The 23,217-nt window shown below is 46.9% G+C and carries 14 protein-coding genes; 9 read left to right on the top strand and 5 right to left on the bottom strand.

Features of this window, described 5'->3' with window-relative positions; translation table 11 throughout:
- The first annotated feature begins 44 nt into the window (after window positions 1–44).
- The 7 genes from ACN4EG_RS07230 (at window position 45) to ACN4EG_RS07200 (ending at window position 14,514) form a co-directional block, all read left to right on the top strand.
- Complete coding sequence (locus ACN4EG_RS07230) at window positions 45–4,292, top strand: non-ribosomal peptide synthetase (RefSeq protein WP_431628662.1); 4,248 nt, start codon at window positions 45–47, stop codon at window positions 4,290–4,292.
- Between the two features lie 847 nt (window positions 4,293–5,139).
- Window positions 5,140–6,345, top strand: coding sequence for a polysaccharide biosynthesis/export family protein (locus ACN4EG_RS07225; protein ID WP_431628661.1), 1,206 nt, complete (start codon window positions 5,140–5,142; stop codon window positions 6,343–6,345).
- A 155-nt stretch (window positions 6,346–6,500) separates the two neighbouring features.
- The gene (locus ACN4EG_RS07220) at window positions 6,501–8,840 is read left to right on the top strand and encodes a GumC family protein (protein WP_431628660.1); all 2,340 of its coding nucleotides are present in this window, start codon (window positions 6,501–6,503) and stop codon (window positions 8,838–8,840) included.
- A 308-nt stretch (window positions 8,841–9,148) separates the two neighbouring features.
- On the top strand, window positions 9,149–10,246 hold the full coding sequence (locus ACN4EG_RS07215; RefSeq protein ID WP_431628659.1) for a glycosyltransferase family 2 protein: 1,098 nt from the start codon (window positions 9,149–9,151) through the stop codon (window positions 10,244–10,246).
- A gap of 31 nt (window positions 10,247–10,277) precedes the next feature.
- Window positions 10,278–11,579: a glycosyltransferase gene (locus ACN4EG_RS07210; protein WP_431628658.1), complete on the top strand. Its 1,302-nt coding sequence runs from the start codon at window positions 10,278–10,280 to the stop codon at window positions 11,577–11,579.
- 41 nt (window positions 11,580–11,620) lie between these two features.
- On the top strand, window positions 11,621–13,024 hold the full coding sequence (locus tag ACN4EG_RS07205; protein WP_431628657.1) for an oligosaccharide flippase family protein: 1,404 nt from the start codon (window positions 11,621–11,623) through the stop codon (window positions 13,022–13,024).
- Window positions 13,025–13,086: 62 nt separating this feature from the next.
- On the top strand, window positions 13,087–14,514 hold the full coding sequence (locus ACN4EG_RS07200; RefSeq protein ID WP_431628656.1) for an O-antigen ligase family protein: 1,428 nt from the start codon (window positions 13,087–13,089) through the stop codon (window positions 14,512–14,514).
- Between the two features lie 56 nt (window positions 14,515–14,570).
- Here ACN4EG_RS07200 and ACN4EG_RS07195 read toward each other — a convergent pair whose 3' ends face one another.
- Window positions 14,571–15,518, bottom strand: a complete 948-nt coding sequence (locus ACN4EG_RS07195; protein ID WP_431628655.1) for a hypothetical protein — start codon at window positions 15,516–15,518, stop codon at window positions 14,571–14,573.
- Window positions 15,519–16,184: 666 nt separating this feature from the next.
- Here ACN4EG_RS07195 and ACN4EG_RS07190 point away from each other — a divergent pair.
- Together ACN4EG_RS07190 and ACN4EG_RS07185 are read left to right on the top strand one after the other, a co-directional pair.
- A complete protein-coding gene (locus ACN4EG_RS07190) occupies window positions 16,185–17,342 on the top strand; it encodes an acyltransferase family protein (RefSeq protein ID WP_431628654.1) in 1,158 nt (385 codons plus the stop codon).
- 23 nt (window positions 17,343–17,365) lie between these two features.
- Complete coding sequence (locus ACN4EG_RS07185) at window positions 17,366–18,355, top strand: glycosyltransferase family 2 protein (protein WP_431628653.1); 990 nt, start codon at window positions 17,366–17,368, stop codon at window positions 18,353–18,355.
- Window positions 18,356–18,452: 97 nt separating this feature from the next.
- Here ACN4EG_RS07185 and ACN4EG_RS07180 read toward each other — a convergent pair whose 3' ends face one another.
- The 4 genes from ACN4EG_RS07180 to ACN4EG_RS07165 all read right to left on the bottom strand — a co-directional run bounded on the left by ACN4EG_RS07180 (window position 18,453) and on the right by ACN4EG_RS07165 (window position 23,136).
- Window positions 18,453–19,553 carry a glycosyltransferase family 4 protein gene (locus ACN4EG_RS07180; protein WP_431628652.1) on the bottom strand — a complete coding sequence of 367 codons (1,101 nt, stop codon included), beginning with the start codon at window positions 19,551–19,553 and terminating at the stop codon, window positions 18,453–18,455.
- 53 nt (window positions 19,554–19,606) lie between these two features.
- Window positions 19,607–20,902 carry a glycosyltransferase family 4 protein gene (locus ACN4EG_RS07175; protein WP_431628651.1) on the bottom strand — a complete coding sequence of 432 codons (1,296 nt, stop codon included), beginning with the start codon at window positions 20,900–20,902 and terminating at the stop codon, window positions 19,607–19,609.
- A 111-nt stretch (window positions 20,903–21,013) separates the two neighbouring features.
- Complete coding sequence (locus ACN4EG_RS07170) at window positions 21,014–21,772, bottom strand: WecB/TagA/CpsF family glycosyltransferase (protein WP_431628650.1); 759 nt, start codon at window positions 21,770–21,772, stop codon at window positions 21,014–21,016.
- A 323-nt stretch (window positions 21,773–22,095) separates the two neighbouring features.
- Complete coding sequence (locus ACN4EG_RS07165; protein ID WP_431628649.1) at window positions 22,096–23,136, bottom strand: IS630 family transposase; 1,041 nt, start codon at window positions 23,134–23,136, stop codon at window positions 22,096–22,098.
- Window positions 23,137–23,217: the final 81 nt, after the last annotated feature.

Genomic DNA, 23,217 nt, shown 5'->3' with positions numbered 1-23,217 from the left:
CGTTCGTTACTTTGGGGCATTAGCGAAGGGGGAGATTTGAGATCATGGGACTTGCAACATTAGATGAACTTCTATCGGAATTGCGTCAACGGGAGGTGCAATTGTGGTTGGAGGGCGATCGGCTTCGCTACCGTGCAGCCAAGGATGCCCTGTCAGGAGATCTGTTGGCTGCAATGAAAGCTCGCAAAGCAGAACTGATTGAGTTTTTGCAGCAGGCGATCGCGAGTGCCAATGCACAATTACCCGTGATCGTGCCAATTGATCGATCAGGACAATTACCGCTTTCCTTTGCCCAGCAGCGCTTCTGGATGTTGCAACAGTTTGAGCCGCAGAGTTCTTCTAACAACATGCCCGTGGTGGTACAGTTTACTGGCAACTTGAATCTTGCGGTGTTGGAGCAGAGTCTTCAAGCAGTTGTGAACCGCCATGAAGTGCTTCGGGCGACGTTTCCAGTGGTAGATGGTCAGCCAACCCAGGTGATTCATGGGGAGGTCAAGATCAATTTGCCGATCGTCGATCTGCAACACCTACCGGAGGAACAACGAAAGGCTGAGGCCCATCGCCTTGCCACCCAGGAAGCCCACCACCCGATCGATTTAAACAATGGCCCCATGTTGCGGCTTTTGTTGTTACGGTTGCGGTCAGATGAGCATTTTTTACTGTGGAATCTGCATTGTCTAGTCTGTGATGGGGCCTCCTCCGATGTGTTTTATCAGGACTTCACAGCCATTTACTGTGCGTTGATCGCGGGCCAACCTTCCCCGTTAGCCCCGCTACCGATCCAGTATGTTGATTTTGCCCATTGGCAACGGAACTGGCTGCAGGGCGAGGTTCTCGATCGGCAATTGAGCTACTGGAAACAGCAACTGTCGGGCAGTTTACCCATTGCGAATCTTCCCTATAACCAACTGCGGCCTTCTATTATTCGAACTTACAAAGGCGATCGTAGTGCCCGGATGTTGCCTAAGGGATTGAATGACCAGTTAACCGTGCTGAGCCAGCAGTTAGGCGGCACATTATTTATGGTCTTACTAGCGGCATTTGAATTGTTACTTTATCGCTACACCCAGCAAGAGGAACTGCTGATCAGCTTTGCCAGCGGGGGGCGTAGCCAAGTGGAAACTGAGCGACTACTGGGCTTTTTCTCGAATACGTTGATTCTGCGAACCCAGTGCAGCGGTAATCCCACCTTTCGCGAGTTGTTCGATCGGGTGCGCCAAGCGACGTTGAAAGCCTATGCCCACCAAGATGTCCCGTTTGAAAAAATCATTGAAGAACTTCGTCCTGAAGGGCAAAACTTACTGTCCCTCTTTCAAGTGAAATTTGCCCTCAATCCGCCTTGGTCCAATGGGCGGGGTATGGCGTCTGTACAGCTACCGGATTTGACGATGACGTCGCTGTTTGGCTACATCTATCACGGTCAAACCAAATACGATTTGATTCTGGTGATGCGGGAGCAGGATGAAGGTCTGGGGGCGGTCTTTGACTACAATGCGGAACTGTTTGATGCGGCGACGATCGCCCAAATGTTGGGTCATTTCCAAACCCTGTTAGAACAGATTGTGGCCAATCCCGATCGGCGGATTGATGAATTACCGTTGCTCACGCCGGAGGCACAGGCCCAACGGTTGGCAAGTGCAGCCTGGAATCGGGACTCGCAAGTGTTGTCTGTGGCTCAATCCGTTCAGTCTGTTCTCCTCCATCGCCAGATTGAACTCCAGGCAGAACGGTGCCCCGAGGCGGTGGCGATCGTAGGAGTGAATGTAACCCCACTAACCTACAGCCAACTGAATCAACGGGCGAATCAATGGGCTCGCCATCTACAGACGATCGGTGTGCAAAAGGGCGATCGGGTGGCCGTGGCATTACCGAAATCAATTGACTTAGTGGTTGCTAGCGTTGCATTGCTCAAGCTAGGGGCTGCCTTCCTGTGGTTGCATCCTGACAAGCCATGGGCTGAGCAATCGCATACTTTAGCGAATATTCAATGGTTGCTAACGCAATTCGATGGTGCCATTACGGACTCGATGCCCGTTCCCACGATCGCCCTAGGGAGTCTGCAAAATGGTCTAACACAGTATGCCTCCAGTAATCTCGATCTGGATTTGGTGGAGGACAGCTTGGCTTGCATTGTGGATGTCCATCAGGGATTAGCCCTCTCCCACAGGGGGCTAGTAGCGCTGTTGATGGCTGCAAGGGTGGATTCTGCGGTAGATGCTGAGGGGAATGCTGAAGCTTCTGCGATCGTACTGTCCCTTGCGCCACTGGATTCTGGGTTAGCGTTGCATGAATTGTGGGGTGGGTTAATTCAAGGACAGACGATCGTTTTGCATCCAGAGTCAACCCTAAGCACAGCACCTACCCAAGTCGCGCAATCGATCGACCAATCGGGGATCTCTGACCTCTGGCTCACCAGTCCTTGTTTTAATCAATGGGTGAATCTGTGGGTCAGCCTAGTGGATCGATCCTCTGTCCGGTTGGCTTCGTTGCGTCGTCTTTGGATTGTAGGAACGGATCTGTCTCCGTCCCAGGTGCAACGGTTTTTGCAAATCGTTCCCCAATGCCAGATTTACTGTAGTGATCCGCTGAGCGACTTCCTTCCGATCGGAGACTGGTTTACTCTTGCTCCGACGCAAGGTGCAGCCTTAGCTAGAGAACGGGTTAGCCAGCTTGGAGATCGGGTGGTTTTAGATGCCCACCATCAACTCTTACCTGCGGGGGCGATCGGGACGCTGTATGTCGAAATTCCTGGCTTAATTTCCGTGGACGATCGCTGGTCGGCAGACTGGATTGGCTTGCGTTTTGGGTCTAATGCTCCAATGAGTTTCTATCGCACCACCACCTTGGCTCGTTACCAAGTGGATGGACAGATTGAACGTTTGGGACAAGGCGATCGGCAAATCAAGATTCGAGATTTTTGGGTTCATCTGGAACAGATTGAACAATGTCTACACCAGCATCCAGCTATTTCAGAAGTCTGTGTGGTTGCGCAATTGGATAGTCAAGGGAAACAGCACCTTGTCACTTACTTTGTGCCCCCTTTGGATCAGGCTGTGACGGGGAGTGATTTGGCGACTTTTCTTAAAGAGCAATTGCCCAGTTATGGTATTCCATCCGTCTTTATAACGTTGCCCAAGCTCCCGTTAACCGATCGGGGGGCTTACGATGTCTCCCAACTGCCGATCGTGGAAGATGCTCAATTACATCAGGAATCCCAAGGTGCATTAGTGCGATCGCGGGATGATTTAGAATTGCAGCTGACCCAACTGTGGGAAGCGGTGTTAGGAATTCATCCCATTGGCGTTTGTGATAACTTTTTTGATCTGGGTGGTCACTCTTTGTTAGCGGTGCAACTGTTTAGCAAAATTGAGAATGTCTTTGGAACCGCTCTGCCCCTGGCAACGTTGCTGCAAGCACCCACGATCGAACAGCAGGCTGAATTAATTCGCTCCTACGGCATTGCGGCTCCCCAGGAATGGTTGGTACCGCTGCAACAAGGAACTTCTGACAAGCCACCCCTGTTCTGTGTCTATGGCATTTTGCTGTACTACGATCTGGCAAAGGCGATTGGGGTAGATCAAACGGTCTACGGATTGTACTTACAAGAAGAAGTGGATCTGTTGAGATCGGAAGGGCTTGAGGTTACAGATCAACTGGGTTCAGTGCAACAGGTCGCAGAACGTTATCTCCAAAAAGTACGGACGATTCAACCGACCGGGCCTTACCTATTAGCTGGGGAGTCCTTCGGGGGAATGGTCGCCTACGAAATGGCGCAACTCCTGCAAGCTCAAGGGGAAACCGTCGCGCTGCTTGCGATGTTTGACACCTTGGCTCCCGACTGCTCGCTCAAGTTGCCACGATCGCAGCGAGCTACCCAGCACTTGGCTAAGTTAGTGCAGGAAGGCCCAACCTATTTACTGGAAAAAGTAGGGGCTAGACTGAAGGCCAAAGTGGGCTATTCAGGCATCTCTAGGGAATCCTCGGGCGAAGAAACGGCAGACTCGATCGATGATTTACGGCAACAGTTTCGGCGACAGATTGGCAAAAATTACCAACCGAGTTCCTATCCCGGTAAAGTAACGCTATTTCGTGCCCTCGATCGCGGGGAATTTGAATCGATCGAAGTTGATCCCCTCTTTGGCTGGGATCGGTTTGCGGATTTGGGCGTCGATGCCTTTGATATTCCGGGAGATCATCTTGGAATTCTTAAGGATCCCAACGTGCAGCCCTTGGCACATCATCTCCGAAATTGCATCAACCACGCGCTCGCTCACGGCGATCGGACAAAGTGATGCCTTGTTAGCAAATTAATCCCATCAAATCAAAATTGTTGACTCCTTTGGATTTTCCATCCATCTTCTCTGCAAGAAAAGGGGGATGGAAAATCTTAACTAATGTCTTGGCTACCCCTCTAAACTCATAAACTCGTAAATCCCTACAAAAGTATGGGTAGGGTCATGGGAAAGATAGCACCCTGACCCATTAATTAACCTGATCTATATTGTTCAATTCAGCTTTCAATCAAGTCTCAAACTTTTAGCTTGATGACAACTGGTAGGATTGTTCTGGAATACGAACTATGCAACGAAATCTTGATTTGAGTGAATGTAGCCCTTGCTGATTGATCGATACAGCAGCCCACTGTAGACTAGGCTCCAGGTGGTGTATGGGTTCTTTAGGTGGTGTATGGGTTCTTTGTCGTTACGCAATCTGCCGTATATCGATTTGAAAAATGATTTAGATCATTATTAAAAGCTGAATTAAAAGCGTACTTAAGTTTCAAGTCCTCTCAGTAAGTAGGTGTTTAAATGACTTAATAGATAGAGCAAGATGTAAACTTACGGTGAAGGCTCAACTAAATCAAAATTATTACCCTCCAAGCGTGGTATCTTACTGAATCTAAACCTTAATTGCCTTGACTCCATATTCTAAACTTTATAGCTATCAAACTTATAATGTAATGACCGCATAAGCTGATCACTGAATTGATAAAAGTGGTTTATTCTAACTAATCATTGAAAATCTTGCAATGAACCTACAGGTTGTTGTTTGAAAGTGATTTTTTGACTACATTAGTGGGTGATTAATAATGACCCTTTAGTTTTTTAATTAATTCTCTTAATAGGGATAGGTCAAAGAATGCTTAGTCGATCTCCTTTCGGGATTCAAGGTGCGGTCAGCAGTTGGTCTGCGATCGGGATCGGGGGAGGATTGGCGATCGTCTTGGTGACTCTTCCAGGGTATGGCCATACTCAGTCCAGCAATTTAGGATCAACAGATCTACCTAAAACGCCGCCTAACTTTCCTCCCTCCACGGTTCCCCTGTCCCAACCCGCTCAGTTGCCGATCGTGCCAGTGGACGAGAATCCTGGTTTGGGAGATGCCTACGTCTTGGGAGCTGGAGATGTCCTGCGCATTGATAGCTTCGATACCCCAGAGCTAAAACTTGAAGATCGCTACACAGTGTTGGTGGATGGCACCTTGAACTTGCCCTGGGTAGGGACGGTTCCGGTTGCGGGTCTGACCTTACCCCAAGCCGCCGCCACCTTATCCCAGCGCTATGCTCGGTTTATTCGTAATCCCATCATTACATTGAATACGGTTTCCCCTCGTCCCCTCAAAATTGCCATTCTAGGGCAAGTAAATCGTCCGGGATCCTACATTATTCGACCGATCGGTGATGAAAGTTCCACTGCTAATTTGAGCACTCGTCAAGGTGGCAATGATGTAGGTAGTCAATGGCCGACCCTGACCCGAGCGATTCAAGCAGCCGGCGGAGTGACGCAAATGGCCAATATTCGTAACATCCAAGTACGGCGATCGCCGCGTCAGGGGCAAGAAGAAGTCCTCAATGTCGATCTATGGAAGTTTTTACAATCCGCTGAACAGCAACAGGATCTCTCGCTGCGGGATGGCGATGCGATCCTGATTCCTGAGGCGAAAGATCTTCTCCCCCAAGAAGCGCTGGAAGTCGCTAAAAGCAACTTCTCACCAGAATTGATCAAAATTGGCGTAGTAGGGGAAGTGACCACACCCGGTTCTTTGAATCTTCCGCCTAATACGTCTTTAAACCAAGCAATTTTGGCGGCGGGTGGGTTTAAAGATGGACGCGCTCGGAAACGGGATGTGGAACTAATCCGGCTCAATTTGAATGGAACCGTTACGCGAACGAGTGTTGCGATCGACTTTTCTGAAGGGCTGAACGAGAAAGCAAACCCCCCTTTGCGAAACAATGATATCGTTGTGGTCAAACCGAACTCTCTAGCTAGAACCTCTGATTTTCTGAGTGTTCTCCTTAGCCCAATTACAGGGGCATTAGGGGTATTCAAGCTACTAGGATTCTAGGACGATTTGAAGTGCTAGGTTTTGGTTAAGGGTTAGGTCTTGTGCTAAGTCTTGCTACAAACCTGGAGCCGTAAAAATTTCATTGTTATAAAAGTTAGAAATTACAATTGGGTATCTAATGCAAGGGGGTTGTTATGGTCAGAGGTGAGGAGAACATGGAAGTCAAGGAATCATCGCCAGTCGTCTCTTTTAAAGAGGGGAAAGGGCGATTAGAGTTAGTGATTTCCAATAGTGACCCCAATCAACCCTCTGATCTACAGCGCATTCAGAAAGGACTGAACCTGCGCCCTTTGAGGAGAACCATCCGGCGCAATCTATTACTTGTTGCAGGAATTGCGGCAGCCTTAACAGCATTTACAGCGATGAAAAGTCTTAAAGCCCCACGATCCTATTCTGGGGGCTTTCGTCTTTTGGTGGAACCGATTACGGGAGAAGCTAGACTGACAGATCCTTCCGTTCTGTCACGGGGTGGCGAAGCATCCTCGTTTACGGTAGACTACCCAACCCTGTTGCAAGTTTTGCAGAGTCCCACTTTGCTATCAAAAGTGGCGGAACGGGTCAAGAAAGATTATCCCACTCTCACCACCGATGCCCTAGTTGAAGCGATCGGCTCGAAACAATTAGTCGTGCAGCGCATTGGGACAAACCTACTGGATAACACGAAATTAATTGATGTAACCTACCAGAGCGGCAATCCCTATCAAGTCAAAGCTGTTTTAGATGCCCTCTCTCAGGAGTATCTTGACTATAGTCTCGAAGCCCGCAAGTCTCGGATTAGTGGGGGAGTAGAGTTTATTGAGGGGCAGTTACCGGAATTAAAGCAGCGAGTAACAGTTCTACAAAAAGCGATGCAGAGCTTACAGGAACGCTATCGGCTGACCAATCCCAGTAGTAGCGGCGATGAATTAGTTAAGCAAGCTTTAACGGTTAAAACACAGCGGGAAGATGCGGTTAGAGAATTGCAGGAGCAGCGTGTTTTATATGCCAGACTGCAAAACCAGCTTCAGCTTTCGCCCCAAGAAGCGATCGCCGCCTCCGTCCTCAGCCAAGATCCAACCTATCAAAAGTTGCTGGCGGATCTCAAGCAAATTGATAGCCAACTGGCCATTAAAGATGCTCGCTACAGTGAAGAAAGTCCGGTCGTGATAGCACTCCAAGATCAGCGACGTAATTTAGCGAACTTGCTGGCCCAGGAGACGCAACGGATTGTGGGACGATCCCAGTCTCGGGACACGGGCAATCCCCAAGTCTTGGCCTTTCAAAATTCAGTGCGCTTAGATCTCATCAAACAACTGGCAGATGCAGCCAATCAAATTCAAGTTTTGGAAGTTCGCAGCCGCGCCTTAGCCAGTACAGAACAGGATACCAGTCAGAAAATTGAGCAAATTCCGCAAATCATTCGGCGATACAACGAGTACCAACGGGAATTAGAAATTGCAACCCGCACGTTGAATCAATTAACGCTTCAACGCGATACGTTGAGTGTTGAGGCAGCGCAAAAGGAGGTTCCCTGGCAACTAGCTGCTAAACCAGCCCTGCCCTTGGATAAAAATGGTCAGCCGGTACCCATGCCCCGAGATATTAAGAAGAAGGTGCCAATGGGGGCCGTGGGTGGTTTAATTTTGGGTATTCTCGGTGCGGTTCTTTTGGAAAAATTTCGTAATATCTTCTTTGTCACGGAGGATGTGCAGGATGCGGTTAAGGTGCCTGTGGTGTCCGTCATTCCCTACAGTCGTCAGATCAACCTGAGCGAAGATAATTCCTATAACTGGTTGCATCGCATTCATCTAAGTGTGATGCACAATACTTTATTTCGTGAATCCTTTAATAATTTGCTGGCAGGATTACGGTTTCTTGGAGCCTCGCAGCCGATTCGATCGCTGGTGATTAGTTCTGCATCTCCTGGGGAAGGAAAAACAACGATCGCAGTACAGCTAGCCCAGACCGCAGCGGATGCGGGACAAAAAGTTTTATTAGTGGATGCGAACTTTCGTATGCCGCAGGTTCATGCTCATCTGGGATTAGATAACAATGCGGGATTAGCGGAAATTCTTGAGCAGAAGCAAGATTTGGCAACGTGCATCCAGTCTGCTCCCGATACTGAAAACCTCATGGTGATGACGGCAGGCCATTTTTCGGCGGATTCACCGCGCAAGTTAGCGTCTCAACAAATGAAGCAGCTAGTGGAGTATTTAAGTGAGCAGTTTGATCTGGTGATTTACGATTCTCCTCATCTTTTAGGCTTAACGGATTCCTGCTTTTTAACGGCCTATGCCGATGGCTTGTTGATGGTGGTGGGAATTCGAACGGCTAAGCGATCGATTGTCATGCAAGCCTTGACCACGTTACAAGAATTTCAACTGCCTGTTTTAGGCGTCGTCACAAACCATCCTCGTTCTGTTTCTGGTATGTCCTATGGATACCAAAAACCGATCTATCATGCCGAGCCTCGGGTATCCGATCGGCGATCAAAAACTCCTTCGCTAGATAGTTAACTCCGTGGGTATAAAATCCTTACATTAAGGGAGTCTGTGGGACAAATTGAAAGTGAAGCGTGGAGAATTGATTATATGGAGATTCTATCTTGTTATTAGGCAGTTCCCCTCTAGAGGCGTTTTTGCTGTCATTATTTCCCGCACATGATGCCTGCAGTTTGTTTGTGTCTGTGGTGACATGGCCTTCCGTCGCTCAGATTTTCAACTGGATACTTCTGGGGTGTGCTGTAGGAATTTTGATTCCCATTGGCGTACTTTTTCTAGAATGTATTGCAGCACTTTTTCCTGGATCAAGCGATTCGCCCCCTTTGAATCATAGTCGTCCTTCTCTAGATGTTTTAATTCCGGCCTATAACGAAGGAGAGGGGATGATTCCAACGCTGCAAACGATTCAAGCACAGCTCCATCCTGGCGATCGCTTGATTGTTGTGGCGGACAATTGTGATGATGACACAGCCGCTGTTGCGAGAACCCAAGGCGCGATCGTGTTAGAACGCCATGATCCCCTGCGACGCGGCAAGGGCTATGCTCTGAATTATGGCCTGCAAGAACTTTCCAAGCATCCTCCGGAGGCAGTCATTATTTTTGATGCCGACGGTACAGTGCACCCTGGCACGATCGATCATCTAGCTCGCCAAACGATCGCCCTGCATCGCCCGATTCAAGCACTCTATCTTCTCTATCCGCCCCACAATCCGCCCAAGCCTAAGGATGCCATTTCTGCGTTAGCTTTTACGGTAAAGAACTGGGTACGTCCCCAGGGTCTAGCGCGGTTAGGGTTTCCCTGCTTGTTGACGGGAAACGGGATGGCCTTCCCTTGGGATATTATTGCCGATGCATTTCTCGATCGAGGCAATTTAGTTGAAGATATGCAATTAGCCATTGATTTGGCGATCGCAGGACATTTACCGAAGTTTACCTCGCAGGGGCAAGTGACCGGATTCCTGCCCTCGGAAGGATCGGCTGCCCAAAGCCAAAGGACTCGCTGGGAGCACGGACATTTAAAAACATTACAAAAACAAGTCTGGGTATTGCTGAAGGAATCCCTGCGACAACGGCGTCTAGAATTAGCTGCGATCGCCCTTGACTTAAGCATTCCTCCCTTAGCCTTATTGGTGATGGTTTGGGCTGGATGCTGGGTTCTGTCGGTTTCGGCTGGCTGGCTCAGTCATTTCTGGTTACCAACCCTGATCTTAGGTACCGCTGGGGGGCTTCTGATGGTGAGCGTCCTCACAGCCTGGTATCAGTTTTGTCGGCAAATGGTCTCTTTCCGTCAATTGCTGGCTATTCCAATCTATCTGGTTTGGAAAATTCCACTTTACTTTAAGTTTTTAGTTCGTCCTCAATCGGCTTGGGTGCGTACCCAACGTGATACGAAGGAGGTTGCTCGCTCTTCCCGTTCTTAATAGTTGCGCTCTACTGATTTGGTACATGGCTATGAGGTCTGTTTCTTCTTTAGATGAAAGTCCTGTGAAAGTTGCCTATTTGGTTAACCAGTATCCTAAAGTTAGTCATAGCTTTATTCGGCGGGAAATTGCAGCGGTGGAAGCAGCGGGCCTAGACGTGCAGCGGTTTTCCATCCGTTCCTGTGCCAGTGAATTGGTTGATCCGGCGGATTTGGAAGAACTGAAAAAAACGCGCATCATCTTGAATCAAGGGCTTTGGGCTATCTTGATCACCAGCTTTCAGGTTTTTCTGAGTCAGCCGATTCGCTTTTTTCAAGCAGTGCAGCTTGCCATGCAGTTGGGCTGGAAATCCGATCGCGGGATTTTACGACACCTGATTTATTTCCTAGAAGCCTGTACGCTGCTGCAATGGCTGACGAAGGCAAAGGTTGACCATGTGCATGCCCATTTTGGGTCGAATTCGACGGCGGTTGCTTGCCTATGTCATGCCCTAGGTGGGCCACCCTATAGTTTTACGGTGCATGGGCCGGATGAGTTTGATCGGCCCCAGACGATGAAGTTAGCGGAAAAAGTGAAGCGGGCTAAATTTGTCGCAACGATTAGTTCCTTTAGCCGCAGTCAGATTTATCGCTGGTGTCCTGCGGATCAGTGGTCGAAGATTCAGATTATTCGTTGTGGTTTGGATCACGACTTTCTTAATCAACCGATGACGCCCATTCCTGAGACGCCCCATTTGGTTTGTGTAGGTCGGTTGTGCGCTGCCAAGGGACAGTTACTCTTAGTGGAAGCAGTTCGTCAACTGGTTATGGAAGGAGTAGACCTACAACTGACGCTGGTGGGCGACGGAGAGTTGCGGCCACAATTGGAATCTTTAATCCAATGCTATGGGTTACAAGAACACATTACGATTACGGGTTGGGCCAGTAGCGAAACAGTGCGATCGTATCTGCGATCGGCAAGGGCACTAGTATTACCCAGTTTTGCAGAAGGCTTACCGGTGGTGATTATGGAAGCCTTGGCCCTCGGTAGACCCGTAATTAGTACCTACATTGCAGGTATTCCAGAGTTGGTGGAACCGGGGAACTGCGGTTGGTTGATCCCAGCAGGATCGATCGAGGCTTTAACCCAAGCAATGACAGAAGTTCTTCAATGTCCGATTTTTCGCTTAGCGAATCTGGGAGAAATCGGTCAGCAAAAAGTTTTACGCCAACACAGTGCCTTTAAAGAAGCGCAAAAATTGATTAATCTCTTTCAATCTGGACAATTAGTAGGGGTTTCTTGTTCTATGCTGAATGATGAGTTGCCCCAAGATTCAGATCTTCTCCAGGTTTAACGCTTAATCCTGATAGGTTTAACGCTGTATTTTGAAAAATTATGTCTAAACTTTCTCTACAACTGTTGCGTGGGCGATTTCAAACTTTTTTCCAAAACTCCTCGAACCTCAGAAAAGTTGCCATTCAAGGGGCTGTTTGGAGTATTGCCATCTATGGATTAAGTATTGTCGTCCGGTTGGGTAGCAGTTTGGTCATGACTCGCCTGCTATCTCCGGAAATTTTTGGGTTGATGAACCTGGTTTACATTGTTATGAATGGTCTTTACCTTTTCTCGGATATTGGTTCAGGCCCGATGATTGTCCGTCATGAAAAGGGAGATGACCCAAAGTTACTGAATACAGTTTGGACTGCACAAGTTATTCGAGGGGTGATTGTCTGGTTAGGCTGCCTAGCGTTTGCACTCCCGGCGGTTCAGTTTTATAACGAACCGAGGTTAATGTGGCTACTCCCGATCGTCGGGGTCAGTTGCATTATTAGTAGCTTTCATTCCACTTCAATCTTTACCCTAACTCGTAATCTAGATCCCAAATCATTTTCTTTTTTTGAATTAAAAAATCAACTGGTTTCTACTGCCATTACGATTGCAATTGCAATTTTTTTCCGTAATATTTGGGCACTAGTTATCAGTTATCTTGTGGGTCAAACGATCCAAGCAGTTTGGTCTCATTTCCTGATCCCGAAGTATCGCAATCGATTTGCCTGGGATAAAGGTTATGCCAAGGAGTTTTTCCATTTTGGACGATGGATTTTGATTTCGACCATGCTGACCTTCTTAGCCGGTCAAATCGATCGGATTCTTTCGGGAAAGCTGATTTCTTGGCACTTTTTGGGTGTTTATGGTGTTGCAGTTGCAATTTCCGATCTTCCGCGTAATATTGTGGCACTATTGGCCGATCGGGTCTTGTTTCCGGCGGTTTCTCAACTGATTGATCTCCCGCGTCCTGAGCTACACCATAAACTGTTGAAAAATCGACAGTCGGTTCTCTTAGCAATTGCAGCGGGTCTAGGATTTTTTGTTGCCTTTGGCGATTTACCGATCTCAATCATGTATGACCAACGTTATGGTGATGGAACTTGGATGTTACCTTTACTGGCGCTGGGACTGTGGCCAAATATCTTGTTTCAAACGACCTATCCCATTCTGTTTGCTCTAGGTAAACCGCAATACCAAACTTTTGGGAACGCGGGCAAATTGCTATGGACTAGTTTGGGAATACCCTTTGCCTATTCCCATTTAGGAGTTTTAGGTGTCATTCTAGTCATCATGCTGAATGATATACCTCTCTATTGTGTAATTTCCTATGGAATGTTTCAAGAAAAATTGAATACCTTGAAGCAAGATATAGTGACGACATTGCTTTTTCTGGCTGGTATCACAGGTATGGTATTGATTCGTTATAGTTTGGGGTTTAGCTGGCCTCTACATAAATTATGGATGCCCTAATTCTTCATTATAATTTCTAAACTACAAGAGGCGTTTGAAGACCCCTACCAGGCTCTACATATATGTTTATTCTGATTCCAATTACATTATTTGGCTGGCTTGGAGTCGTCTTTTTTCTCTTCAAGCATTTACCTCCTCAAAGAGCACTGGTTATTAGCTTCATTACAGCTTATCTATTCTTGCCAGTATACGCCTATCTCATTCCAGGACTACCTGCCTACGGCAAAATGACAGCAACCTGCTATGCAGTCTGTGCATCGGCAATTTTGCTGGATTGGTATTATGTCAAAACCTTTCGTCCTAGCTGGATTGACATTCCGATGTTAGTTTGGTGTACTTGTCCTTTTATTACTTCACTGGATAATGGACTAGGTGCATATGACGGGTTTCGGGCTGCATCTGAACAATGTGCTTACTGGGGAGTTCCTTATTTTTTTGGCCGACTATATTTGGGAAATCTTACCGGCCTACGAACTTTAGCCGTCGGAATTGTGGCAGGAGGTTTTGTTTACGCACCATTATGCTTATTTGAATTTAGAATGAGCCCACAGCTTCATCTTTGGATCTATGGCATACCAGTCAATGACTATGCATTCCAACAATCTATTCGTAAAGGGGGATATCGTCCTTTTGTCTTTAATCTACATGGACTATCAGTTGCATTGTGGATGTCGATCGCGACAATTATTGGAATCTGGCTTTGGCAATCAGGGACTCTCAAAACAATCTGGAATATTTCGATTAAAAAAATTGTATCTTTTCTACTATTTGTTGTAATCATCATTCAGTCAACAGGCGCTTGGCTATACCTACTGCTATCTATTGCAGTAATGGTAATAGCAAGATTTCTTAAGACATCTGTTCTGATGACACTGTTGATGGGCCTAGTGTGTACCTACCTCTATACTGCAACAACAGGCTCATTCAATGGGGATCAAATTACTAATTTTTTCTCTACGGCAGTCAACCCTGATCGAGCCGAATCTCTTCAATTTAGATTGGATCAGGAAAAAGCATTAGTGACGAAGGCACGGAAACGCATTGTATTCGGTTGGGGTGGTTGGGGCAGAGCACGGGTTTTTAATGAATATGGTAAAGATGTATCTGTGACAGATAGTTTCTGGGTGATTGTGTTTGGTACAAATGGATTAATGGGAATTGCCAGCATTACGACCGTCATGTTTTTACCGATCGTTTTGTTTATCTACTATTTTCCTGCAAAAACTTGGTTTCACCCCAAAATTGCTCCCGCTGCTGCCATTTCTATGTCTTTAATTTGTTTTATGACAGATAACTTAGTGAATAATATGGGAAATACTGTATATGTGTTAGCTTTGGGGAGTTTGTCGGGGCTTATTGCAACTGAAATTGAACCTGAATATATGGGTAAGGGTGGAATAAGTGTACAGACTGCTGAGCAACTTTTGCCTCCAACCAATCGTCTTCAACCTCAGTATTTAGAGTCCAACCATTCCTTTTCACGAAAGTAGTTATTTTCTAGAAGATTCCCTATACATTGGAGGGAAGATATTCCATTCACTGTCATTTAATGATTAGACAAGGCATAATAGCCTAGTTTCCGTAGCAGATGCTTCAGCCGTTGTTCTCGATGGTATTGGCTGGATGTAAGTTCAATGAACGGAGTCGTGGAAGTGGGTTGAGCGAGCCGATGGGATCGATCGAGCCATCCCTGGCGATAGGCATCAATAATCCACCACTTTGCCACGCCCCCTCCATGAAAACATTTCATAGAGTTCCATTTCTGTAAGCGAAGTAGCTGAACTCCAGGTACCCCTAATTTTAGGAGTAACCGTTTCCATTGGCGATGCTGCCAACAGTGCCATTGCTGGGGATTCAGGTATCCGCCGCCCATTCGCATTGCGAGGGCTGACCAGATAATTGCTTCAACGTGAGCAATGCGGGGCAGACTGGTTCCCCCTAACTGCTGGATCAGCCAATCGAGCCAGTCGAGATCAATCGGTGCTTTGACCTGTGCGATACCAATATCAACATGATTGGCCAAGGGAATTGATAACTTGAGAGCAGTTTGAACCACCTCAGGTGGAAATAAACAGTTGGGGGGTTGCCAGGTTAATAGAAGTTGCTGATCGGGGGTGGGTTCAAAGGTAAATGGGTTTGGAAAATAGAGATCTGGATCTAAAATGATCATCTCCGTGCCTGCTGGGCTAAACAAAAGGGGATCAGTTACTTTGCGCCAGCAGGGATGGCCATTGCGAAATGCCTGGAGGTGGGAGTAGCCTTTAAATTGTTCTGCTGCCCGTTCGTCAGCCGCTAATTTGTCGAACACTTGCCAAGGATGGTTGAACGGGTTAGGAATCTGGACTAACGAATTGAAAATCTGTTTGCGATCATCAGCATCATCTGTAATTAAGGTGAGATGCAGCGGTTCGATAGCGTGCTTAAATAAACTTTCAATTGCTTTTTCGGCATAGGGCAACGATCGGGCAGAAAGAACAGAAAAAACTTGCCGCATTGTGGAAACTCCTTGTATTGTGTCAGAACCTTTATTTTTCACGTTATGAATCTCTAAAGCTATTAGTCAAGTGACTCATCCGCAAAATAGTCATTAAAGTAGTTATTTCTAATGATGGAGACTCATCAATTTATATCCATCTTCAGAGGGATTGACATCAAGCCTTACTCTGGGAGAGTTAAACATCTAATTAGTATGAGTATTCGTTCAAATCTGCTTTATGCAATTTTTGTAACCAGGCAATTGTCTGCTTAATTGAATAAATCTCTGAAATCGTGAGTAGCCGCGTGTTTTCACAGCATTATGGAAAGAAAGTGGTAGGGAATGCTTTTAAATTTATTGATACTTTGTCATCTCCTTACAAAATTCATCTAATCTTCAATCCTATTTTTGATAAACTTAGCTCACGAAGCTGCACTTTACTACTCAATCACTTTCTAGACCTCCTTTCTAGACCTCTAAGCTTACCAGAATAGACGGAATAGCTATCCATTTAAAATGTCAATCTCCCAAGCCAAGGATTGCCAAAGTAAAGGTTGCGTTGAAAGACTATGACTCTAGCTGGAAGCTTGTAATGTAATTTACAAGACTTTGGATCAATTGAATTTCTCGCAATTTGAGACTGGTGGTTGAATAGCTGTTGTTTTTTCTAGATTGTAATCACTTATGCATCTTCCCGAAGTTTTAGATTCATCAGATCAGCAAAAGCTTTATTCTGTTTCCCAATCCTCCTACGATCGCTTTCTCAGCAATCGGCATTTTGGCTCCTTAGATGGGATTCGTTGCTTTTGTATCTTAGCGGTCTTGTGGCACCATTCCCAACCCAGTAATATGCCGCTTCTATTGACTCGAGGCTTCCTGGGGGTCGATCTCTTTTTTGTACTAAGCGGTTTTTTAATTGTCACATTACTGCTTCGGGAAAAATCGAAAACAGGAAAAATTTCATTACGAAAATTTTATGTCCGTAGATCGTTGCGTACCTTTCCTGGGTATTACGGATTACTCCTCTGTTTAGGACTCGTTTATGGTTTCTGGCAGTCCACTAGTTCAGGGAGTGCATCTTTTTTTGCGGCTTTACCTTGGTATGTGACCTATCTCTCTAATTGGTCGTTGATCCAAGCTAACGGTTTGGGATCGATGTGGTCATTAGCAGCTGAAGAACAGTTTTACTTGATTTGGCCTGCGATCGAAAAATACTGTAAACGAGTTTGGGTCTATGTCAGCTTAGGGTTGATGCTGGTCATTAACCAATGTATTAACTTTGGTCTGTTTGATCCCTTATTTGCCAAACTATACGGTCAGCCAGAAGCCCCCCACCTAGAAATCTTAGATTCTACCTTCATGCCAATCTGTCTCGGGATTGTTCTAGCTCACCTATTACATCGACCCCAGTCATTTTCGCTGCTCTTCCAAGGATTAGGACGACGCTCCGCCCCGCTCGTTTTTTTTAGTCTTCTTTTTATTTTGTTGTATGCTGCTCCTAGTGATATATCGGGTTGGCCCAGGTTATTGATTCAGATTGTAATGACCCTGGGTTTAGGGAGCTTAGTTGTTCGGGAAGACCACTGTTTCAAATCCGTCCTGAGCTATAAACCGATTGTTCACATTGGACAGATTAGCTATGGAATTTATCTTTACCACCTCTGGATTTTTTCGATCGTTGCTGCAGTCTTACAAGCAGTGCAATCGCGTTTCCTCATCCCTTTCTTGCCCCCTCTGTTCTTAGTGGGTTCGCTCGTCACGATCGGGGTTGCTGAACTGAGCTACCGCTTTTATGAAACTCCGTTTTTACAATGGAAACATAAGTTCAGTTGGCAAAAGTAATTGAATCTATTAAACAATTGACTATGATTTGTTCATTCGTTCAGCAAGATTTTAGTCGTCTGCTAGTGGTGATCGTGAACTATCGAACGCCAGGATTGACGATCGATAGTTTGCGATCCCTACAACCTGAAATTCAAGCGATCCCAGGTGCCCATGTTGTTGTGACGGATAACGATTCCCAGGATGGGTCAGTCGATAAAATTGCTGCTGCGATCGCCGAGAATCGTTGGGCCAGTTGGGTTTCCCTAATGCCCCTCGATCGGAATGGGGGATTTGCTTTTGGCAACAACGCCGCCATTCGAGTTGCCCTAACGGCTCCCCATCCCCCGCAATACATTTGGTTGCTGAATCCCGATACGATCGTGCACCCCGCAGGACTCACGGCCTTGATTGATTTTATGGATCAGCATCCGATGATAGGCTTGGCGGGCAGTCGTTTAGAAAATCTAGATGGTACACCGCAACACTCGGCTTTTCGCTTTCCCAGCATCTGGAGTGAACTAGATTACGGCTTGCATGTAGGATTCGTGACTCGGCTGTTGAAAGCATGGGAAGTTGCCCCCCCCATTGTCACGGAAACTTGTCCAACCGATTGGTTGTCTGGGGCCAGTATTTTAGTGCGTCGGGAAGTGTTTGAAGACGCAGGATTACTTGATGAGAAGTACTTTATGTACTTTGAAGAAGTTGATTTTTGTCGCCAAGCCCAAAAACAAGGCTGGCCCTGCTGGTATGTGCCCCAAAGTCGAGTCATTCACTTGGTGGGTCAAAGCTCTGGCATGGTAGCAACAAAACCGACTAAACGTCGTCCCCAATACTGGTTTAATTCCCGTCGTCGCTACTTTGTAAAAAACCACGGTTGGCTCTATGCAGCAATGACGGATATGTTGTGGATGGGAGCATACTTAATCCGCCGTTTGAAGGATGCAACAAAGGGCAACCCCAACAACGAACCCCCACATTTGTTCCTAGACTTCTGGAGTAATAGTATCTTTTTAAAAGGCACAGAACGTTAGAGCTTGGGGTACACCAGTTTTCGCGATTCCAGCAAAGTCAACAACAATAACAACTGCTTGCAAACAACTGCTCGCACAGAGAAGGCTAACTGAGCCATTACATCATAACGTTCAGCCTCCGCCCTTGCGGGAGAGAAGACCCTGGAGCGAGCGAGGTCAATTGTGTCGCCAACGTTTCAATATACTGCTCCATGGTGTGGCGTTGGAGCAGCTTTATTCTTCGTTGCTGTGCCAGTTCCTGCTCGTGATCCAAATTACTCAAAACCCTTACAATAGCTTGCTGCATTCCAACAACATCGCCCGGATCTACGACACACACCGGAGCAATTTGTTCGAGATAGCCTGATAAGCCATGGGTACGTGTCACAATTAAGGGCTTGCCACAGACGATCGCTTCGAGAATAGCCGTCAAGCCAGCACAGAATTTATTTTCTACCAAACTGACAATGACTAAATCAGCATTCCAATAAAGCTGCCGTAACTCTGTCCATGGATAAAATTGACGGCTCATATTGGCAGGCATTACCTTCGGAAATGCGCGGGCTAACGCCTTAGCATCACGGGAAAAGCCACTAATGCGAACCTCAACGGGTAAATCCTGGGTTGCCTGGGCGATCGTGCGATAATCCCGATTCTCTAACCCCACACTGGCAAGGATCGGTTTAGCTGTTTGGCAATCAGACTGTCCAGGGACAAAGAATTGTGTATCAATATGCTCAGTTAAAAGGAAAATTTTTGAAATCGGAATTCCTAAACGCGAATGGAGATAGTGCGCTTGGGCGGGGGCATTGGTAATGAATAAATCAACGCGATGGGCTAGGGCAAAGAGCTTGGCGGATAGAAATCCCCGAGGCCGATCAAGATTATGAATAAATACAGCAATTTTAGGTCGATTAGAATAGGCTCCACAGCAAGCTGCCATCGGAATCCCAATGTCCTCCCCTGTACAAAAAACTACATCTTCCGAGGTCAATGTATGAGCCAAACGACGGGCAAGGGCCCAGCTTTGGGGAGTCCCTGCAATTTTGGCCCACAGCTTATCTGATAAACGGATAACTTCGTGGGTGGGATGATGCACAATTGCACTTAATTTATCCCGTAATAGACCCATGGCATGGCGAGGGCTTTGTCCAGCCGCAGCTTCCTGAGCAATGGTCGCAAAATCAATCGATCGACTAAGCGTAATATGATAGTTCAATGGGAATCTCCCCAATATTCACGGGCTAAAAGATCACATAACACTTTGCACGCCTATGCTCGGTGGGAAGACAGGGTGGCCAAAGGTTGCGACGCAGTTTTCGGGTATTCGAGGGTTTGCTGATAAATCTCAATCATTCGATCGATTTTTCGCTCCCAGTCAAACTGCTGCTGAACCCGGCGTTGAGCCGCTTGTCCCATGTGAGATCGCAATTCGGGGGATTGTGCCAACTGTAACATCGCTTCAGTCAACCCTTGTACAAAGTCTGCGGGTGAGGTGGGTTCCACTAAAATACCGCACTCTGGAGTGACGTAATCCATTGGCCCCCCCCAAGCAGTTGCAATGACTGGCAACCCGATCGCCATAGCCTCCAAAACGACCGCTCCGCCACATTCCAGCAAACTGGGTAAAACAAATACATCGGCCTGTTGCAAGCGTTCCGCACAGACGGGTTGCGATAACCAGCCATGGAAAATGACCTGATCCCGTAGTCCAAAGGCGTGAGCCTGGGCTTCTAAGTTTTCTCGAATGGCTCCATCGCCAATAATGTCTAAAATTGCTCCGGTAGCATCGGCAACGGGGCGGAAGGCTGCTAGCAACAAATCAAGACCTTTCCAATCAATTAGCCGACCGACGTAGACGAATCTAGGCACCGATGGATCAGATGCTTGTGGAATACTGGGTTTCTCGCGGCTCGGCCAAATGGTCAGATCTACGCCATTTTCAACCAATTCGATGACTTTGCCTTGGATGCCGTGGGGGAGTGCCTTAGCGGTGCGATCGTTGGCCACTAGAACGACTTTTGCCCGCAGCCGCCCAGGGATCAAGCGATTGGCTAGATTAGAAGCCCAGCGTCCTACGGTTAAAAAGGTATCTACGACTTGGCTCTGACGATCGCGAAAGGCGGGTGGATAGTTCATTCCCCCATTCAACGGCCCCATAATCACAGGAGCCCCTACGTTGTACATCAGGGACGGCTGCTTGGGAGAGACCGAAATCGGTTCATGGACGATATCAATGGCATGCTGCCGCACTAACTGGCGCACAACTCGACGCTGTAACGATTGTGTCTGAAGGTGCATGAGAAGCCCTGTTGTCGCTTCTCCAATCCGTCGTGGTAAAAAGCGGCTTAGGCGAAATAACAGCAAGTGCACCCAAGTATCTGGCACAAAGTGCATACGATCGAGGGCATCCGGAAACAACTGTTCAAGTTCCGATCGGGTTCGTTCATGAACCACCAACCAAGTATCAATATTCCGTTGACGCAAGAGGCGAAAATAATGGAGGGGTAAAAATGCCTCACCCCCAAATTTCGCCGAGGCATGTTCAGCCACAATAATGACTCGCATAGGAAGGATCACTCGCACTGTAAATGCTGTTGATGACGCCAGAGAGCACTAGAGAACAATTGATTTTGAAGCGTATTGGGATGATTGATAGCGAGACTTCAAGTCTGGGAATTAGGGTTTAAACCACTGAGGCTTAAAGGGGGATCGGTAAAGTTTGAGCTTTTGCAACAGAAGGAGTCCAAGAAAAGGAAAATCATCAATCAAATAGCGTTTCCACAATCTTCTCGGCTCTGAAACCAGTCGATAGAGCCATTCCAGTCCCACGTCGCTGATCCACTGGGGCGATCGCGGCTTAGCCCCCGCAGCAAAATCGATCGCGCCTCCCAATCCTAGGAAAATATCAATATTGGGAAGTTGATCTCGATACTTAACGATCCAGAATTCCTGTTTAGGGGCTCCAACGCCAACCACCAATACATTGGCTTGGGATTGATTGATAAGTTTGACAATTTCCAAACACTCAGCTTCGTTGTGTTCAAAACCAAAGGATGGCGTATGGGCAGCAACAATGATGCGACGTCTAGTTTTTTGATTAAGCTTCTGTTGGGCACACTGAGCAACGCCCTTTCCTCCACCTAAGAGGAAAATTTTGATATCTTCATTTTCTCGATGATATCGACAGAAAACAGGTAACAAATCTGACCCGGAAATTTTTTCTTGAATTGGGGTTCCTAAAAACTGTGAAGCATAGATCAAAATTTGGCTATCACAAATTCTGTAATCTGCCAACTGATATGTTCTAAAAAATTCAGGATCTCGCTGTAACTTCATCAAATGATCGACATTGGGCGTGAAGACGATTCCATGGTGGAGATGTTTGAGAAAATCATCAAAAGCTAAATTGTGAATATTAACATTGAGAATAGTCACCTGGTTATATCCGTTAGGTGCCTGACTGGGAGAGGTTTCAAGTGTGTGGTCTGGATCAGTGCCTTGGGGAACAGAAACTGCTACTCCCGATGTAGATGATTGCAACATTCGAGGTCTGTTACTTCTAGTAGGTATCTGATTAGCCGGAAATTGAGGTTGATTGAAGTTTTTCAGCATCTTATTTGTCAGACCCTTTTTCATGGTTTGTCAGACCCTTTGTGTGTTGTTCCTGATGATATTTGGTCGGACTCTGTGGTCTTCCAACAGCAATCTTTAATACAGTCTTGTGTACTTATTACCTCGGCAATTAAATAGAGTGAATTCTACAATGCAGCATAAGCAATCGATGGATGCTTGAAATAGTTTTTGACGCGAGCAGGCAACTTCTGCAACTTTCGCAATTGAGATAACAGACGCCGCTTGAGTTGACCGGGGTGACGAGTTGGGGGTTTGTCATGAATGAGTTGCTTTGTATCCTGATTCAAGTACTCGACCGGGTTTAACTCTGGGCAATAAGATGGCAACTCATACATCTCGATCTGCTGGTCGTGTTGCGCCAACCATTCTTGCACTCGTGCCTGTCGATGCACAGGATGGCGATCCACAATCCAAAAGAGTTTGCCAGGGTGATGCGCAATTAAGCGTTGACAAAACTGGAGAAACACGGTGGCATCCAGCTTGCAACTGTACACCATAAATCGCACCGACCCTTGGTTGTCCACACTGGCAATATAGTTGACTCGTTCCCGTTTGCGTTGACTTGGACGAATCTCTGCCTTTACACCAATCAAGGCATAGCCCCGTCCCCCATACTCGGTTGAACACACCCCAGATTCGTCTCCCCACTCAATTTGGCCCCCTTGCTGCTGGGCCTGTTGCTCAATCTTTGGGTATTCCTGATTCAGCCAGTTTTCCACTGCTTTCGGGTCTTGTTCATAGGCTCGCTGAACTGGCTTCTTAGGGCTGTATCCCCAGCGTTTGAGATACTCCCCTACGGTTCGAATCGGCAATGTCACACCACACAACTGTGCGATTAACAATTGCACCGCTTGGCGTGTCCATAACGCATGGTCAATCTCATAATCTTCCGGAAAATGTCCTTGTATGGCCGCTTGGACTTCGGATTCCTCCTGCGGACTTAAAATCCGTCCCTCTCCAACCTGCCGTCCTCGCACTTGTTGGGATAAGGCAGCATCGCCGTAGTGTTCATACTGCCACCACCACTCTGAGACTGTGTTACGATGCACGCCCAAATATTCGCTAATATCGTTCACTTGCTTTCCCTGCTGTCGTAGTCGAATCGCTTGCTGGCGCAGGTAATCTTGCGTTTCGATGCTGAGATGTCGGGCATCCGGTTTATCCATCACAAACCTCCTTGTACCTCTATCCTGATCATAGCTCCACTTTAATTGTCTTTCGCCTAATACTTTATTGCCGAGGTAATA

Source organism: Alkalinema pantanalense CENA528, from assembly GCF_050753345.1.
Classification (GTDB): Bacteria; Cyanobacteriota; Cyanobacteriia; order Leptolyngbyales; family Leptolyngbyaceae; genus Alkalinema; species Alkalinema pantanalense.
The sequence above is the reverse complement of the archived record's forward strand: the minus strand, read 5'-3'. Positions and strand labels throughout refer to the sequence as shown.